Below are 16,371 nucleotides of genomic sequence, written 5' to 3'. Positions count from 1 at the left end.
AGAAAATGAAGACGCTGGCGCGGTTGGCATATAGCGTCGGTGTCGGTGCTGCGTTGGGCATACTATTGATGAGTAGCGCCTCGCCGACTGTCGAAGCACAGAAAGTGAAGGTTGTGTGGTGGACGGAGCCCTTGCAGGAGGTGGAGCGGGAGGCCATCGACCGGCTGTTCGTGAAACCGTTCAACCAGGCCCACAAGGACGTCGAATTGGAAGTTGTCTGGAAGGAGGACCTCGACCGGGTACTCCGTACGGCCATGCAGGCGGGTGCGGGGCCGGACATCGTACAAACCCCTGGACCGGCGTACGTGGTGGAATACGCCCAGGCGGGTCACTTGCTCCCCCTCGACCGGTATGCGGCACGCTACGGTTGGAAACAGAAACTCTTCCCCTGGGCATATCAAGTCGGCGAGATTGACGGAAAGCTATACAGCCTGCCGCTCACGTACGAGTTCATGGTGCTCTTCTACAATCGTACCCTCTTCGAGAGGAACGGCTGGAAACCTCCCGCCAATCGCGAAGAACTCGAACAGCTAGCGACGGTCATGCAAAAGAGCGGCATAATCCCCTTCTCGCACGGCAACGCGAGCTGGAAGGGCACCAACGAGTGGTTTGTCACCGTGTTCTACAACCACTACGCCGGCCCGGACGCGGTGTACGAGGCGCTTAGTGGCAAGCGGCGGTGGGATGACTCGCTGTTCGTACAGGCCATGGAGTTGCTGAAGTCGTACGTGGATAGCGGGTGGTTTGGTGGAGGCAGGGAGCGGTACTATGCGCTCGACTGGGACACTATCTGGGGAGCGCTCGGAAATGGGACGGCTGGGATGAAAATGGAGGGCACGTGGGGGTTTTTGCACGCGCCTTCTTACTTCCAGGGCACGGGGAACGACTGGGACTGGGCGCCTCTCCCTTCGCTTCGCGCCGGAGTGCGGCCCACCTATGATATCGGCATTGGTAGCACGGTCTCTATCAACGCCAAGAGCGCTCATCCCGACGCCGCCGCCGAGGTGCTGGATTGGTTGTACAACAATCCAGCGAGGGCAGCTCAGATCATCTCGGAAGTCAGAGGCGAGTGGGTGGTACCCATCGCGATCGCGCCCCACTACTTCCCGTCGCAGGCGGATCCGCGGGTGGTACGAGCGCTGGATGCCGTGGCGAAGGCGTCGGCTGCCGGCGACTATGGTTACACCACCTGGACCTTCTGGCCGGCCAGGACGGAACAATACATTATCGACGGGCTTGAAGAAGTGTGGAACGGCAAGATCACCGTGTTGGAATACCAGCGCCGCCAGCAGGAGCTCTTTCAGGAAGAGCTCAAACAAGGCCGGCGACCACCCCTTCCGACCCGATGAGGTCGACGACAGAAGCATAGGGGAGCAATGAGGCGGCATGGGTGTGCATGCCAAGCTTAGGGCAGAGGCACAGGCGAGGGCGGGCGTCTTGCGCCGCCCTCGCGCACGTCGGGGTCTTTTGCCATGGCTGTTCCTTTCCCCTCTCTTGGCGCTTAATGTACTCGTGGTGTTAGGGCCGTCGGTAGGAAGCGTCATCATCGCCTTCACGGACTGGACGGGCATGGGGAATGCGCGATGGATAGGCGTGGCCAATTTCGTGCGGATGGTACATGACCCCGTCTACCGCATCGCGCTGATCAACAACCTGAGGTGGACGGCCATCTTCCTCACTGTGCCCATCGCGATGGGGCTTCTCGGTGCCTCGCTACTCGCAGGAATCCGACGTGGCCAGATCCTCTATCGCATCGCGTACTTCATACCTTACATCATCGCTAGCGTCGTGAATGCCCAGATATGGCGCAACATTCTGAATCCGCTGCTCGGCATCGGCCCGTGGCTCGCACACCATGGCATCCCGTACTTCAACGTGGCCTTCCTCGGAAAGGAAGAGACAGCTCTATACACGGTAGCCTTCGTGGACAACTGGCACTGGTGGGGTTTCCTCGTTGTGGTCTATCTCGCGGCCATGCAGCAGGTGGATCCGCAGCTGTATGAGGAGGCACGCCTGGAGGGGGCGGGGCGGTGGCAGGAGTTCCGGTACGTAACCCTTCCGATGATCCGGCCGACACTGGTCTTTACATTGCTGATGACAGTCATATGGTCGTTTCTCGTTTTCGACTACATCTACATTCTGACCCGCGGCGGCCCAGCCCACTCGTCGGAGGTATTGGCAACCGAGGCGTACCAGGCCGCGTTTGCCCGATTCGAAGCTGGGTATGCAGCAGCGGTTGGGCTTAGCATGAGCCTCTTCACGGCCATTGTGGTAAGTCTATTCATGTGGTTGCGGCGGCGGGGATGGGAGATATGATACGTAAGCGCAGGGCGGCAACGGGCCGCCTCGTGGTCAACTACGTAGTGCTCACCCTCCTCGCGATTTTCTCTTTGGGACCGCTGTCGGTGCTGTTCTTCAATTCGCTTAAGTCGGTGCCGGATATTGCCCGTAACCCCCTTGGCCCGCCTACGATAGGCGTAGAATGGGGCAATTTCCCGAAGGCTTGGGCACTGGGCCGTTACGCCGTGACATTGCGTAACAGCGGCCTCATTGTCGCAGCTACTATACTCGGAGTTTGCCTCGTAGCTGGCTTGGCCGCCTACGCGCTGAGCCGGTTTCGTTTCCGCGGGGCAAACTTCCTAATGATGTACCTCCTCATTGGCACGAGCATCCCCGCGCAGCTTTTCATGGTACCTCTCTTCGTGCTATGGAAATGGCTCGGACTACTGGATAACCTGGGCGGCATCGTGATTATCTACTGTGCCCTGTACTCTCCGTTTGCCACGTTTCTGTTGCGCTCTTACATGCTCACCATCCCGCCGGACTTCGAGGATGCGGCTCGAGTGGATGGAGCCTCAGAGTGGCTGATCTTTACCCGCATTGTCGTCCCCTTGTCGTGGCCAGGGTTTCTCACGGCCGCGCTGGTGGTGGGACTCTGGGCCTACAACGAGTTCATGTTTGCCGTCACATTCCTGCATAGCGACGCGCTCAAGCCGGTGACGACGAGCTTCTTGGCCTTTGCCAGCCGCTACGGGCGGGACTGGGGCATGACCAGCGCTGGAGCCGTTATCATGCTGATCCCCATTGCCGCCTTGTTCCTGCTGCTGCAGCGGCGATTCGTTGAGGGCTTGACTCAGGGCGGCTTAAGGGGGTAGTTGAGCCCGGCCTCCCTGCGTGTCCGCTCGTTCGTTTGAAGTTTCCGAGGCGTGGCGGTGTGCAGCCTCCGCTGAGAAGGTAGCTGAAGGTTGCTGGGCGGAGTCAAGGTCCTGAAGGACTTAGGTTCCCGGGGAACGGGTACGGCGAGACCCGCCTGTCGTAAGAGGTGGTCGGTAGCCCCGGCGCTTCCGGTTGCGGCCCCGACCGTACCCTTCGCGCCCTTTGGTGGAGCGGTTCTGCCTGTCTACCGGCACTCAAACAGGCTCGTATAAGTCTTTGACTGCCGCATACAAGGCTTTGTAGGTTTCGAAAAGCCGATCGTAACGGGCTTTGTGGCGGATATCCGGTGGGTAGCTGCGCGCGGGCCGCACCATGCGCTGCACCAGGTCGGACAACATCTCCGGACGCCCATCCGGGCAACCCGCAAGGATGGCCGCGCCCAGAACGGCACTCTCGTGCGATTCCAGCTGGATCACCGGCAATCCCAGAACGTCTGCCTTGACTTGATTCCAGAAAGCACTTCGGGAGCCACCGCCCGTTACGCGGACTTCATACACTGCCTGACCTGTGGCCGCGGAAGCGACTTCCAGCACATGGCGGACGCTATAAGCCACCCCTTCGTAGACGGCCCGAACCAGGTGAGAGGCCCGGTGCCGGTCAGTCAGATTGAACAGGACGCCGCGCGCGTGCCTATTCCATATCGGGGCGCGTTCGCCCCTCAGATACGGTAGGAAAACCAGTCCCTCGGCCCCAGGCTCCGAACCCTGGGCCGTCTGCTCGAGAACCACGGGGTCGAACGACCTCCGGTCCGTGAGAAGGGCTCCCCAAACCCAATGCAGTGCAGACGCTCCCACCTGAGTCGGCCCGCCCGCGAAGAACAGGCCCGGCCACAGAGGCATGAGCCCGCTGTCAGCCTGGTAGGGGGCTTGATCAGTTACCAGTGCGATGACCTCCGACGTCCCCGCAATGTCAACGGCGACTCCCCGCAGCAAAGCGCCAGCACCGAATATGCTGCACCAAGCGTCAATGGTTCCGATTTTAACCGGGGTACCCTCCGGAATGCGCGTCTCGGCGGAAGCCGCCGAGGTAACCTGCCCCACAGTCTCTTCCGGGGAAAGGAGCGGAGGCAGCAGGCTCGTGGGGAGGCCAAGACGGTCAAAGAGCTCCGGATGGTAACAGCGCTCGATCACGTGAGCCACCGAAAACGCGCTGTACTGATCCGTGGCCATCCTATCTGTGAGCTGCAGGGCGATGTAATCCTTCGGCTGAAGGACGGCCGCCGCCCGGGCGATCCAGGTGGGCCGATGACGCACAAGCCAAAGCAGCCGGCTCAACGGGTTGGAGGCATTGGCAGGGAAACCGAACCCCGTGTACCGTCGCATCTCCTCGGGGTTCACCAGGTTCGATATTAGCCTGGCTTCGTCACCTGCTCGCCAATCGGACCAGATAATGGCCGGGCCCAAAGGCGTGCCGTCTTCTGCGACCACGACGTGGCCCGGCGATTGGCCGCTTAGGCCGACGCCGACGACGTGTCCGTCCGCTGGGAGAGCATCCATGACCGCTGCAGCCGCGCTGGCGGTGGCCTCCCACCACTCCTCCGGCTGCTGCTCCGACCACCCCGGATACGGATGAGAGGTCTCGTACGTGCGCGCGGCGACGGCCACGATCCGGCCGTCTTCCGCGACCAGGCCGACCTTCACGCTGCTGGTTCCAAGGTCGATGCCCACCAGGAAATCAGCCACCGCAGCGCCTCCTCATGGGCGGGAGTGGACGACCTGCGTCAGCCGTCGAATCATGGCGCGCATGTCGGAGCTCTGCCAGACGTTGCGGCCGAATGCAACCCCGATGGCGCCCGCTGCCACTGCGCCGCGCGCTGTCTCTACGACCTGCTCCTCGTCTGCCATCCTGGGGCCACCCCGGACCACAACCGGCACGAAGCAGCCCCGCACGGTCTTTCGGAAGGTGTCCGGAGACCCCGTATAGCCCGTCTTAACAAGGTCGGCTCCGATTTCGGCACCGATGCGGGCAGCGAGTGCAAGCCTATCCGGATCCGTCTCCCCCTCCTTTCCGGCCGGCAGCATCTCGGCAACCAGGGGTACGCGTAGCTTCATGGACTCCGCGCAGACCTCAGCCAGTTGCCCCAGTGACTCGGCTTCCCCCTCGTATCCCACGAAGCCCATGGCGATGACGGCCCTGGCCCCTACTTCGAGCGCCTGCTCTACGGAGAACAGCCGGCGCATACGGCGCCAGTCCGGCCCAATGGAGGAGGTGCCTCCATCGACGCGGACGATGAGCGGCGCGCCGGCCAGGGCACCGTGGTATCGTTTCGCAAAGCCCAGCGTCACGATGAGAGCGTCGGCGCCGCTTTCGAGGGCCGCTTTGGCCACTGACAGCGGATCCTCGAGGCCCTCCATGGGACCGAAGGTGCCTCCATGGTCGATAGCGATGATGAGGGTTCGACCGTCGGGTCCGGTGATCGGTTCAAGACCGGGCATGGTCTCGTCTGCCCCTTCCTGAGAGCGCTGGGGGGCCAGAGCGTTGTGTGGTGGCCGACCCCCCAGCACTTCTTGCCAATACCTAGATCAGCGGGGCACGTTGGCCGGGGTAATCAGGGGCGCATCCAGGTAGATGGTGGGCACTCCACCGGTTACTTGTTCTTTGGTCTTTCCGTGCACGACCAGTTCCTCCACGACGCGAACAGCTTCGTCCGCGTACGCTTCGAAGGGTTGAGCGACGGTGGCCACGAAGGGCGTACCCGCTCGTATCATGTCGTAAGCCTGCCGGGTTCCGTCGATTCCCACCACGAACATGCTATCCCGCTTGTATCCAGCTGCCGTGATGGCCTGCGTGATGGCTGCCGCAGGGTCGTCCCATGGTGCAAAAACGGCATCGATGCGGTCTCCGTACCTTGCCAGGAAGTTTTCCATGGCAGCCTGAGCATCCTGAACGAAGCCCACTGGTGGAAGCTCGTGCTGCGCGAGTACCTTAATGCGCGGGTACTCGGTGAGCACGGTGTCCATGATCTTACCGCGCTGGCGGGTGCCGAAGTGCTGCTGGAACTTGAAAAGGATGACATTCCCCTCCCCGCCCAAGCGATCGACCAAGTACTGCGCGACTTTCGCACCGGCGACGAAGTTGTTCATCGTGATGTTTACGACGATGCCCGGGACGTACCCCGAGTCGATGGCCACCACGGGGATGTTGGCCCGGAGAGCCGAGTCGATGGCTGGCTGGATGCTGGGCAGGTCGGCCATCGCCACCACGATCGCCCGCACGCGCCGCGAGACGAGGTTCTCCATCTGGCTGGTGAAAGTGCTCCATGATCCGGCTGCATTTGTCGTGATCACGGTCCATCCCTTGGATGAGGCGACCTTCTCGAACTCGGCGGCCACGCGAGCCTGCGACGTCGCACCGAGATTGGCAACTGCCAGGCCCACTTCCACCCCGGCGGCGATCGCGACGAAGCCAGGGAAGCCCAGAGCCAGGATTGCTGCCAGTAGAAGGATCGCCCAGATCGCTCGCCCTTGTCGCATGATACGGAGCCCCCTCTTCAGAGCCTTTCCTCAGCACTCCCGGCATGTGAGCCGTCCGGCGACGAGTTCGGTCGTTGTGCATCACCTCCCCGCCCGCGCCGCCAGCCGTGAAACTGTCACAGCCCCCAGAAGCACGGCACCTTTAACGATGTTCTCCGCGTAGTAGGGGAGCCCGAGTAAAGTCATGCCGTTGCTCAGAACGCCGAGCACGGCTACTCCCACGAGTGTGCCGACGACGTTTGGCAGCCCGTCTTTCATCACCGTGGTACCCAGGAACGCCGCTGCAAACCCATCTAGCAGAAACCCGCTTCCCGCCGTCGGCTGGCCGGAGCCTAGCCGGGAGGCCAGGATGACGCCGGCGAGTGCAGCGTAAGTTCCCGATAAGACCAAGCCGAGGATTCGGTAGCGGGTGACTCGGATGCCGGAGTGCATGGCTGCTACAATATTACCTCCGGTCGCATACATGTAACGCCCGATGGCCATGCGCTCCGCCACGACGAAACTGACAACCACCACCCCCGCAGAGACCAGGACAGGGATCGGGATTGCCCCCACGAAGCCGCGCCCCAGCGCGCTGAACTCCGGAGGGAAGCTACCGTAAACCGGCTGCCCTCGAGTGAGGAAGAAGTTGAAGCCAACGGCCAGGGACATACTCCCGAGAGTAGTGATAAAGGAGGGAATCCCTACCTTGACGGTCATGACCCCGTTTAGCAGTCCAAACGCCGCGCCCAGAAGCAGACCGCACGCCAACGCGGTCGAAAAGCCATACCCGGTCAGTAACAGTGATGTCACGGCGACTCCGGCGAGGCCGCAAACCTCGCCGAAAGAGAGATCGAACTCGCCCACAATCATGGCAAACGTCAGCCCTGTTGCGGCAATCGTGAGCATAGACACCTGCCGCAGCAAGTTCACGAGGTTGTGAGGGTCGAGGAACTCTCTTCGGAGAGCCCCGAACAGGATCACGAGGCCCATGAGAGCGAACAGCACGCCGTAACGGCGCAGCAGGCCATGTAGGTCGACAAAGGCTCCGCGCACACCGGTGGGCGTGTGTTGCTTTAGACTGACGTCACCCAACCCTAGCTTCCCCCCAAGGCGCTCTTCAGGATGGCTTCCTGGGAAAAGTGCTGTCGTTCGAATTCCGAGGTGATACGTCCGTCCCGCATGACGTAGATGCGATCGCTCATCCCGAGGAGTTCGGGTAGCTCCGAGGATACGAACACGATGCCGAGACCCTGCCGAGCCAGGTCGACCATGAGGCGGTAAATTTCCTCTTTGGCTCCCACGTCCACTCCTTGAGTCGGTTCGTCCAGGAGAAGTACGGATCCGCTCCGGGCAAACCACCGCGCAATCGACACCTTCTGTTGGTTCCCGCCGCTCAGAGTTGCGACAGGTTGGCTCAGGCTGCGAATTCGGACATCGAAGCGGTCGACGAGTTCACGTGCCATGGCGTGCTCCCTGCGGAAATTGACGAACCCGCAACAGCAGGTTTCGCGGAGATGGACCATGCTGAGGTTTTCCTTCACCGAGGCACTCGTGACGAGACCCTTCAAGCGACGATTCTCCGGGACGAGGTACACGCCTACCCGGATTCGCTCGTGGGGCGGCAGATGTCCAATGGGGTGGCCAGCGAGGAGGACTCCGCTTGGCCAAGTCTTGTAGATGCCGAAGATGGTCTCCAGCAGGCTGGAGCGGCCGGACCCTACCAGGCCTGCGATGCCGACGATCTCGCCTTGACGGACCGTGAGGCTGACATCCTGAAGTTTTCTCGTGGTCAGGTGCATGACTTCCAACACTGTTCGGCCAGCTGCGACGGGAATCTTCGGAAACCGATTCTCGATCTGCCTCGCTACCATTAGGGAAACGAGGTGATCAACGGACGCCTGGTCGCGAGGCAGCGTTGCCACCTTCTGGCCATCCCTCAGCACGGTGATGCGGTCCGCGACTTCCAGGACTTCCTCCAGCCGGTGGGAGATGAACACGATCGATGAACGGCTCTTCCACTGTCGCAGCAGGATGAAGAGCCTGTCGGTCTCCTGTCGGGACAAGCTCGCAGTCGGCTCGTCAAGCAGAAGAACTCGCGGGTGACTTGCAAACGCTTTTCAAAATATCTACCAGTTGCTGCTCAGCGGCGCCAAGCTGCCCGACAGGAACGTTGAGGGGGATCTCTACCCCAACCTGCTGCAACAGAACCTTAGCCTGCTCCAAGAGAAGGCGTCCCCGGATGAAGCCCAGCCGCCGCGGCTCAATCCCCAGTAGGATGTTCTCAGCGGCCGTCAGTTGCGGAACCAGGTCGCGTTCCTGGTACACGGACGCAATGCCGAGACGGAGCGCATGCCACGGCGTGAGGAGACCAACTGGCTGGCCATATAGTTCGAGCGTACCCGCGCTGGGCTGGATCGCGCCGGACAAGATCTTGACGAGCGTGGACTTGCCCGCGCCGTTTTCCCCTACGATGGCGTGGATCTCACCCAGCTGAAGCTCGAAGTCCACGCTTCGAAGGGCGGTGTGTCCAGGGTAGTGCTTCGTCAGCCCTAGGCCTCGCAGAACGGCCGCGATGGTTACTCTCCTCCTTCGACGTCAATTTCGACTTTGACCGCCTGCTGCGAAGCCGCCACCTCAAACGCCTCCCGGATGTCGTCTAAGCTGAAGCGGTGCGTCACCAGGCGCTCTACCGGAAGCGCATCGTGCCCCGTGGCCAGAAGGTCGGCGGCTCGGTGGAAATGGAGCGGGGCAAATCCGGACTCTCCCACGAGGACCACACGGCCATAGTGGATCCGGTTGGGGTCAATGCTGACAGTTGTCCCCGAGGCAAATCCACCGAAGAGGGTCACTCGACCTCCTGGCCTGACAAGCTGCATAGCTGCCGCTACCAGTTCAGGTACCGCGTTGGCGACGATGACCCGGTCCGCCCCGCGGCCTTCCGTGTATGCCATGATGACTTCGGAAGCCTCCTCGGGGTGAATCGCATGAGCGCCCAACGAGGAGGCCATGGCACGGCGGTGGGCCTGGGGTTCACTGACGACGACCCTCGTGGCACCCCGCAGGTGCGCCGCGAGCAGGTGCAGGAGTCCCATCGGGCCAGCTCCCATAATCAGGACCACATCAGCGGGCTCGATCCCGGTGTCGCCTACGCCGTTCAGGACGCAAGCGAGCGGCTCTGAGAAGGCACCCCGTACGAAAGATGTAGCCGGTGGCAGAATGTACAGACCTTTCCGTGCGTGGAACTCGGTCAGTTTGACGTACTCGGCGAACGCCCCGTTTGATATGTAGCTCTTGTCGACGCACAGGTCCTCGAGCCCCTGGCGGCAGTAAAAGCAATAGCCACAGTTCACGTACGGAGCGACGGCTACCCGGTCACCAGGCTTGCAGACGGTCACGTCGCGGCCTGTTTCCTCTACGATACCGGTGAATTCGTGCCCGAGGATGTCCCCGGGTTTGAACGAGTGGTGCCCACGCAGAAAAGTCTTGACGTCGGTACCGCATATGAGGGCTACGCGGACACGCACGAGGACTTCGTTGGCAGCCACCTGCGGCCGCTGAATATCCTCCAGATGAACCCTGCCAGGCCCGCCATACACAGCTGCCTTCATGCGCCCGTCAACCCCCCATCTGCAATAGTGCTTCCGCTGTGGACTCGTCGGTTACCAGGTAGGTCACCATCCCACCCCGGATAGCGCCGCAGATGGCTCGGACCTTCGCCGGGCCTCCTGCGGCAGCGAGGCGAATAGGAATACGCTTCAGGGTTTCAAAGTCGATGGCCAGCAGCTTCCGATTCGCAGCGGAGTCGAGGGGAACGCCGCGCTCATCAAAGAAGTTACCGGCAATGTCGCCCACGGCACCCAAGCGGATGAGCTCTCCCACTTCTTCGTCATTGTACAACCCTGTCGACAGCATGGGAGAATGCGGGATCTCTGCCCCAATCCCGAATAACGCCACGTCGAGGTTTCGCCAAAGTCCGGTAGCACGTTGGATCGAAGGCTCCTGCAAAAGCTCTCTCTTCGCTTCCGGCCGGTTGAGTACCGCGGGCGCGTGAAACAGGACCACTTCGCCGCCGAACGCTCGGGCCAGGCGCACGCTCAGTTCGTCAACCTGGAGCTCTGGCTTTATCTGGGCGATGCCGCCGAGCAGTGGAACAACCGTAATCGCGCGCTGGGGGGCGCTGCTCGAGGCAAAGTCGACAAGTGCCAGCATTGTCCTGCCCCACGATAGGCCAACGCGTGCCCCTTCCTGTAGGATTTCAATAGCAAGGCTGGCTGCGGCTCGCCCTACAGCGATAGCAAGAGCACCCTCTTCTTTGGTATGGACCCCCACCACCACCGCTCGCGCCAGACCGAACCGGCTCTCAAGCTCCTTGGCCAGGCGGTCCGCGACGGCAAAAGGATTGCGCACGGTTATGGTTACAATGCCGTATTCGAGCGCATCCCTCAGAAGCCGCGACACGGTCGAGACAGAGCACCCGAGGGACCGAGCTATCGCCTGCTGGCTCTTGCCCTCGATGTAGTACATTTCGCCGACCCGCAGCGCACGTGCGACGCGCTCAGGGCTCGGTGGCTCAAGCGCTGTGGTTGCAAGTTTTTGCAGCAAGTTTTCCCACCACTCCAATTGATACCACCCTGCACCGGAAATGTCAAGACCCCGCGATCACCCATGGCGTTGACTTCCCTGTCGGGCGGGTCTCATTCTGGTAGCGCTCCTCGCGATCGGCTCATGGCCTTGCCTCACGCGGTTCGGGGCGGGCGTGAAAGGGGTGGTGTGCCGTGAGGATGGAAGCAGGTCATCTCGTGCCAGTCGGTGTCGCCATAGCGCGCCCGATGGTGCACCGCCCGGTTCGCCGGCAGGGTTGAGCCTTCTGCCGGGGCAGCGAAGCGCCCGGTACCGTCTTGTTCTCCTCTTCCCCCTCCCGGTGAGCGGGCGTGGGACCGCACTATGTGGGCCCGCCGTCTCATGAAGCTGGTGCGGCCGGGCTGTGCGGTCAAGGCTTCCGTGGCCTGCGGCGAAGTGGACGAGGCCCGGTACCGCCAGTATGTGCGGTTCCACCGGGCTATCGGCCGGAGCCCGTCGGACTAGACATGCCCGCTCTCACCTTGTCACGAGTGGGTGCTCGGGCAGCCGTTGTGCTGTCCGAGGAACTCATCGCCTGCGGCACCCGCGTGCTCATCAGCGTGGGGTACGCCGGCAGTATCCAGACCGGCGTGCCGGTAGGCAGCTTCTTCATCCCGACCGCCTGCGAACCCCGGGGCATCCAGCCGGTCACCGGCACCGTCTGGACGACAGACGCCCGGTATAGAGCGCTCCGCAGCAAGGTGGAACGCTACCGCAGGCGTCGCGGGCGTGGACATGGAAACCTCAGCCCTGTGCGTGCTGGGCCGCTTCCGGGGCATGGAGGTGTGCCATCTCCTGCTCATCAGCGACGAACTCTGGCACGGGCGGCCGGCCTTCGGCTCGGCCGAGCTGCAGGCGGCAGAAGAGCAAGCGGCTACGGTACTTGCTGGTCCGCTGAGGGACGGTGCGTCACGATGGCGCCGAGCCCCACCATCAAGAGCGACAGGCGCCGGCTCAACCGGTGCCCGACCTTACTCCGCATCGCCGTACCCCCTCCGAACAGGATCGTACGGGATTGGGCTCAGCTGCCCACCGCCCCACCGCCGGGTGTTCGAGCCTGGACCAGACCCACCCCTCAGCGACCCGACACGCCTCCTCCGCCACCGCCCGGCAGTGCGCGATGAAGTGGGATGGGTAGGCGTACCGACGGCACGCCTCCTCGAACTCGTCTTGGTCGACGATGGTCGCGGGCAGGCCCGGCCGCTTCACCACGTCCAGCTCGAAGTCTCGGAAGGAGAGGACGCCGTCGTGCCACGACGCGGGAGAGGCCACGTTGATGTACAGCTCCTCCGGCGCGCCGTCCGGCCGGAACGTCTCCAAGACGTTGTAGGGGCGATCCAGCCAGTAGTAGGCGCGGACCGCCACGCGCGCGGCCCACGGGCCTGTGGCGTCGAAGACGAGATGGCCCGGAGGGTTGAAGGTCACGATCAGGGTCCCGACCCGGCGCTCCACCGTGACGTCCCACCAGCGGTACACCGTTCCGTCGTACTTGAGGGCCTGTACCCGCACCCGGTCGCGCATCAGCTGACACCCCCCGCAGCGCACGAGGTCGCCTGGAACATGGCAAAGTGCGCCTCGCGATGGGTACCCTATGGGTTTACCGTTCCTCGCCGTGTCCCTTTCTGCGACGGAGGAGGAGAGAGGAGGGAATCGTCGTGCAACCCCATCGCTGGCCCGACTGCCCCGCCTCCGTGCATGAGGCCGTCGACGGGTTCGTCACGCTCGTGAGCGGCCTCTCCGGCCCGTCTCTTGTAGGGGTTTACCTGCACGGGTCCCTGGCCATGGGCGGTTTCAACCCACGCGCCAGCGACCTCGACCTGTTGGTGGTCACTCAGAGTGCTCCCGGCGTGACCTTCCGACGGCCGCTGGCGGCCTGGCTACTCGAACACTCCGGGAACCCGCATCCCTTCGAAATCCACGTGCTGACGATGGGGGACCTGCATCCCTGGCGCCACCCCACCCCATTTGCTTTCCATTACAGTGAGGCCTGGCGCCAGCCCATACGGGACGCGCTCGCCCGGCTGCAGGATCCCCGGGAGCTCATGCCAGCGACAGATCCGGATCTGGCGGCACACGTGACAGTGCTGCGAGCCCGGGGGGTCTGTCTTTGCGGCGCACCCATCGCTGAAGTCTTCCCGGAGGTCCCGCCCGACGACTACCGGGACGCCATCTTCCGGGACGTAGGCGATGCTCAGGTCACGGTCGGGGAGAATCCCATCTCGACCGTCCTCAACCTGTGCCGAGTGGCACGTTACCTCGCTGATGGCGACATCCCCAGCAAGGCCGAGGCGGGTGCGTGGGCGGCGATGACGCTTCCGGAAGCCCACAGGCAGGTAGCGGCCTGGGCGCTGGCGGCTCATCGGGACGAGCCTTCAGCCCTGGCACCGCCGCGCGACCGCCTGGCTGCCTTCGTCCGGTACATGATGCAGCAGCTTGGTCTGCACTCCGGGTGATGCTCGCGTTCCCGCCGCGCGCGGCGGAGTTGATCCGTCTCTGTGGACAGCCTGTGGCTAACCAGCCGTAACGGGGGCTTCGTGGTGGAGGTACCACCTCCTCTCGAACTCGTCCGGACTCAGGGAGCCCAGGGCCGAGTGGCGCCGATGGCGGTTGCAGAAGCCCTCCACGTACTCGAAGATGGCCGTCTTCAGGAGCTGACGGGTCGGCCAGCGGCCGCGATTGAGCCGCTCCGTCTGCAGCGCGGCATGGAAACCTCGGCCCTGTACATGCTGGGCCGCTTCCGGGGCGTGGAGGTGTGCCATCTCCTGCTCATCAGCCACGAACTCTGGCACGGGCGGCCGGCCGTCGGCTCGGCCGAGCTGCGGGCGGCAGAAGAGTGAGGGGCTACGGCACTTGCTGGGCTGCTGAGGGACGGTGCGCTCGCCACCTCGTCTCACCTCCTAACCCATCAGCATGTACACCCCGAAGAACCCCACGAGCAACAAAAAGAAGGGGCCGTAGACCTTCTCCAGTGCAGCCGGATTGGCACGGCTGAGGAGAAGCGGCCCCAGGAAGGCGCCGGTGACCGTACCGGCCCCCAGCAGAAAGACGATGGGCCAGTTTACCTCCCCCAGGGCGGAATGGGCGACGACCCCCGTGATGCCGATGGCCAGCAGGACCATCAAGGAGGTGCCCACGACTTCCTTGGCCTTCAATCCGAGGGCGTACAGGCCGGCGATGACCGGAGGGGTGCCGCTGATGCCCACCATCCCAGACATGATGCCGGCCAGCAAGCCGTAGGCGATGGCAAGGACGTGCCTCCGGGGACTCGGCGCGGAGGAGGGGCCGTCGCCGGGAGCATCGCCGCGGCCGGAGCCAGTCAGCGAGCTCTCACCGGCACCGTCCGATGACCCGGCCGGCGACCGGGTTACCGCCGGCTGCGCCTTGCGGGCGCGCCGAGCCATCGGGACGAGCATGGCCAGGAGGGTGAGGCCCAACATCTTCTTCTGGTAGGGTTCCGGTATCCAGGCCGTTACGAATGAACCGGCCACCGTGCCCGCCATGGCCCCCAGGATGACCCACCGAGCCACCTCGAGCCGGATATGACCCTGGCGGTAGTGGCTGAGGAAGGCGGTCAAAGTGGTCGGGATGATGGTGGCCAGGGAACTGGAGGCGGTCACGGGGACCGGAAAGTGGAACAGCCCCGTCAGGATGATGACGTAAAAGATTCCGCCCCCGCCTCCCATGACCGACACAAGGAGCCCGATGGCCAGGCCTGCTAGGGGCAGGAGGTACAACATTCACAAACCCTTGGCGTTGCTGGTGGCCCCGAGAGGAGTCGAAGCTCCGACAGGCGGCTGTAGGAAACTGCTGCTCTGTCCGCCTGAGCTAGAGGGCCACTGTCGCTTCTAAGCGCGCCGCGCGCGGCATCGCGTGCGGATCCCGTCAGGGACAAGCGGCTCTCCGCGACGGACCATGTCCCGACCGTCCGACGAACGAGCTTGTGCCAGGTTCCGCTGGGCCGCATCGGCCGCGTGGCCACGCTTTCCCTTCGCCGGCGGCAGCCGGCGTCGGCTGCCGAAAAGCAGCCTATAGCAGTTTACAGCTTACTTCCTCCGCTTGCCAAGAGTCGGGGCTTAGCTGGCGAATGTAGCTGAGCGTGGTGGCAGGCTCTGAGAGGCCGAGCCCCTGCGCAGAGGTACGAGTCCTGGGGTGCATCCCGGACCAGAAGCCCCGCCCGCAGCCGCTCGGCCACCCCCCGGTCCGTCTCCTCGAGGGGGCTTCGCCTCCGGATGCGGCGGGCGACGAAGAGCTGGAACCCCTTGAAGCCCGCCGACAGCGGCGCCCACAACACCATCATGCCGGTCGGGTGGTGGAGGAAGCCGTGATCCAGGTGCCAGTGGCTCTTCAGCTCCCGAAACCCCTCATTCTCCACCCCCCATCGGGCCCGGGCGATCTCCCATACCACCCGGGCACTCGCCTTGGCCGGGCTCAGGGTCGTGGCGACTTCCAGGATGCGAAGGGCTTTGCACTCCCAGGTCGTGTTCCCCTGGATCTCGCACCAGCTCAGCTCCTCTTCGGCATCGACGACCCGAACGGGCTCCTGCAGGCCCTCCCAACTCGTCAGGCCCGGGGTATCCCAGAGCCGCACGTCCAGGGTGATCGAGCCGATCCGGGTCGAAAAGCGGCTGTCGCAGCGCCGGCTCCGCCGCATCCTTCACCACCTCGTAGCGCTCGTCTTTCAGCCGCACCACCGCGTGCAGCCCGAGCTCCCGGATCTCGTTGAGGAACGGTGCCTGCGCATACCCCGCATCCACCGTCAGGACGTCGCAGAAGTGGCCGTGACGCTCGACCGTGCGCCGCAACAGCCGCCGGGCCGCCACAACCTCGCCTTCCCCCGGGAGCTGTCCCTCCATCCCCCACACCAGCGGCGGCGGCCCCGACGCCGCCCGCCTGCCGGAACCCCCGCGCTCGGACTCCCCCGGGTCCGGCCGCGCCACCGTCTGGAGCAGCACCATCCGGTGGACGTCCTCCACCCGCCCGTCCCGGTGGTGGTAGATCTGACAGGCTGGACAGCAGCGCGCCTCGGTGCGCCAGGCCTCCGTGCCATCCAGGGATGGCCACGTGCCAGCCGTGCACACTG

17 protein-coding genes and 1 pseudogene are annotated in these 16,371 nt (G+C 63.7%); 6 read left to right on the top strand and 12 right to left on the bottom strand.

The features are described 5' to 3' along the window. Positions 1-5 precede the first annotated feature (5 nt). The 3 genes from U7230_RS14705 to U7230_RS14695 are packed head-to-tail and all read left to right on the top strand — an operon-like array spanning position 6 to position 3,155. Entirely contained in the window at positions 6-1,349 is a 1,344-nt protein-coding gene (locus U7230_RS14705; RefSeq protein WP_324716582.1) for an ABC transporter substrate-binding protein, read from the top strand. Positions 1,350-1,386: 37 nt separating this feature from the next. Continuing rightward, positions 1,387-2,316, top strand: coding sequence for a carbohydrate ABC transporter permease (locus U7230_RS14700; protein ID WP_324716581.1), 930 nt, complete (start codon positions 1,387-1,389; stop codon positions 2,314-2,316). A 32-nt stretch (positions 2,317-2,348) separates the two neighbouring features. Further along, complete coding sequence (locus U7230_RS14695) at positions 2,349-3,155, top strand: carbohydrate ABC transporter permease (protein WP_324716580.1); 807 nt, start codon at positions 2,349-2,351, stop codon at positions 3,153-3,155. Between the two features lie 255 nt (positions 3,156-3,410). On the opposite strand, the gene U7230_RS14690 is transcribed toward U7230_RS14695, so the two are convergent. The 8 genes from U7230_RS14690 to U7230_RS14655 all read right to left on the bottom strand — a co-directional run bounded on the left by U7230_RS14690 (position 3,411) and on the right by U7230_RS14655 (position 11,291). Further along, positions 3,411-4,898: a xylulokinase gene (locus tag U7230_RS14690; RefSeq protein WP_324716579.1), complete on the bottom strand. Its 1,488-nt coding sequence runs from the start codon at positions 4,896-4,898 to the stop codon at positions 3,411-3,413. A 12-nt stretch (positions 4,899-4,910) separates the two neighbouring features. Continuing rightward, a complete protein-coding gene (locus tag U7230_RS14685) occupies positions 4,911-5,651 on the bottom strand; it encodes a class I fructose-bisphosphate aldolase (protein ID WP_324716578.1) in 741 nt (246 codons plus the stop codon). 87 nt (positions 5,652-5,738) lie between these two features. Further along, positions 5,739-6,689 carry a sugar ABC transporter substrate-binding protein gene (locus U7230_RS14680; protein ID WP_324716577.1) on the bottom strand — a complete coding sequence of 317 codons (951 nt, stop codon included), beginning with the start codon at positions 6,687-6,689 and terminating at the stop codon, positions 5,739-5,741. 81 nt (positions 6,690-6,770) lie between these two features. Further along, on the bottom strand, positions 6,771-7,763 hold the full coding sequence (locus U7230_RS14675) for an ABC transporter permease (RefSeq protein ID WP_324716576.1): 993 nt from the start codon (positions 7,761-7,763) through the stop codon (positions 6,771-6,773). 2 nt (positions 7,764-7,765) lie between these two features. After that, positions 7,766-8,734: a sugar ABC transporter ATP-binding protein gene (locus tag U7230_RS14670; RefSeq protein ID WP_324716575.1), complete on the bottom strand. Its 969-nt coding sequence runs from the start codon at positions 8,732-8,734 to the stop codon at positions 7,766-7,768. A gap of 16 nt (positions 8,735-8,750) precedes the next feature. Beyond that, positions 8,751-9,179 carry an ATP-binding cassette domain-containing protein gene (locus U7230_RS14665; protein ID WP_324716574.1) on the bottom strand — a complete coding sequence of 143 codons (429 nt, stop codon included), beginning with the start codon at positions 9,177-9,179 and terminating at the stop codon, positions 8,751-8,753. A gap of 68 nt (positions 9,180-9,247) precedes the next feature. Next, the gene (locus U7230_RS14660; protein ID WP_324716573.1) at positions 9,248-10,279 is read right to left on the bottom strand and encodes an alcohol dehydrogenase catalytic domain-containing protein; all 1,032 of its coding nucleotides are present in this window, start codon (positions 10,277-10,279) and stop codon (positions 9,248-9,250) included. Positions 10,280-10,286: 7 nt separating this feature from the next. Next, complete coding sequence (locus U7230_RS14655; RefSeq protein WP_324716572.1) at positions 10,287-11,291, bottom strand: sugar-binding transcriptional regulator; 1,005 nt, start codon at positions 11,289-11,291, stop codon at positions 10,287-10,289. A 681-nt stretch (positions 11,292-11,972) separates the two neighbouring features. Here U7230_RS14655 and U7230_RS15570 point away from each other — a divergent pair. Next, a pseudogene (locus U7230_RS15570) lies at positions 11,973-12,164 on the top strand (phosphorylase family protein); the annotation flags it as partial. A gap of 81 nt (positions 12,165-12,245) precedes the next feature. On the opposite strand, the gene U7230_RS14650 reads toward U7230_RS15570, so the two are convergent. Further along, entirely contained in the window at positions 12,246-12,812 is a 567-nt protein-coding gene (locus U7230_RS14650; protein ID WP_324716571.1) for a DUF402 domain-containing protein, read from the bottom strand. A 134-nt stretch (positions 12,813-12,946) separates the two neighbouring features. Between U7230_RS14650 and U7230_RS14645 the strand changes: the two genes are divergently transcribed. Then, the gene (locus U7230_RS14645; protein ID WP_324716570.1) at positions 12,947-13,744 is read left to right on the top strand and encodes an aminoglycoside adenylyltransferase domain-containing protein; all 798 of its coding nucleotides are present in this window, start codon (positions 12,947-12,949) and stop codon (positions 13,742-13,744) included. A gap of 57 nt (positions 13,745-13,801) precedes the next feature. On the opposite strand, the gene U7230_RS15565 is transcribed toward U7230_RS14645, so the two are convergent. Beyond that, positions 13,802-13,939 (bottom strand): IS3 family transposase, encoded by a 138-nt coding sequence (locus U7230_RS15565; protein WP_404980694.1) that lies wholly within the window; start codon positions 13,937-13,939, stop codon positions 13,802-13,804. On the opposite strand from U7230_RS15565, the gene U7230_RS14640 reads away from it, so the two are divergent. After that, positions 13,892-14,128 carry a hypothetical protein gene (locus U7230_RS14640; protein WP_324716569.1) on the top strand — a complete coding sequence of 79 codons (237 nt, stop codon included), beginning with the start codon at positions 13,892-13,894 and terminating at the stop codon, positions 14,126-14,128. The two genes, U7230_RS15565 and U7230_RS14640, sit on opposite strands and share 48 nt — an antisense overlap. Positions 14,129-14,188: 60 nt before the next feature. Here U7230_RS14640 and U7230_RS14635 read toward each other — a convergent pair whose 3' ends face one another. Further along, positions 14,189-15,028, bottom strand: a complete 840-nt coding sequence (locus tag U7230_RS14635; RefSeq protein ID WP_324716568.1) for a sulfite exporter TauE/SafE family protein — start codon at positions 15,026-15,028, stop codon at positions 14,189-14,191. 299 nt (positions 15,029-15,327) lie between these two features. Further along, the gene (locus tag U7230_RS14630; protein WP_324716567.1) at positions 15,328-15,942 is read right to left on the bottom strand and encodes a hypothetical protein; all 615 of its coding nucleotides are present in this window, start codon (positions 15,940-15,942) and stop codon (positions 15,328-15,330) included. Positions 15,943-16,371: the final 429 nt, after the last annotated feature.

This window comes from Limnochorda sp. L945t (genome assembly GCF_035593305.1).
GTDB lineage: Bacteria > Bacillota > Limnochordia > Limnochordales > Geochordaceae > Carboxydichorda > Carboxydichorda subterranea.
This window is presented reverse-complemented; position numbering and strand designations above follow the sequence as displayed.

Bases quoted from the DNA above. Each gene is read 5' to 3' on its own strand.
- U7230_RS14705 (WP_324716582.1), top strand. From the start codon at position 6: ATGAAGACGCTGGCGCGGTTGGCATATAGCGTCGGTGTCGGTGCTGCG.
- U7230_RS14700 (WP_324716581.1), top strand. From the start codon at position 1,387: ATGGGTGTGCATGCCAAGCTTAGGGCAGAGGCACAGGCGAGGGCGGGC.
- U7230_RS14685 (WP_324716578.1), bottom strand. From the start codon at position 5,651: ATGCCCGGTCTTGAACCGATCACCGGACCCGACGGTCGAACCCTCATC.
- U7230_RS14680 (WP_324716577.1), bottom strand. From the start codon at position 6,689: ATGCGACAAGGGCGAGCGATCTGGGCGATCCTTCTACTGGCAGCAATC.
- U7230_RS14660 (WP_324716573.1), bottom strand. From the start codon at position 10,279: ATGAAGGCAGCTGTGTATGGCGGGCCTGGCAGGGTTCATCTGGAGGAT.
- U7230_RS14650 (WP_324716571.1), bottom strand. From the start codon at position 12,812: ATGCGCGACCGGGTGCGGGTACAGGCCCTCAAGTACGACGGAACGGTG.
- U7230_RS14640 (WP_324716569.1), top strand. From the start codon at position 13,892: ATGGCGGTTGCAGAAGCCCTCCACGTACTCGAAGATGGCCGTCTTCAG.
- U7230_RS14635 (WP_324716568.1), bottom strand. From the start codon at position 15,028: ATGTTGTACCTCCTGCCCCTAGCAGGCCTGGCCATCGGGCTCCTTGTG.
- U7230_RS14630 (WP_324716567.1), bottom strand. From the start codon at position 15,942: ATGCGGCGGAGCCGGCGCTGCGACAGCCGCTTTTCGACCCGGATCGGC.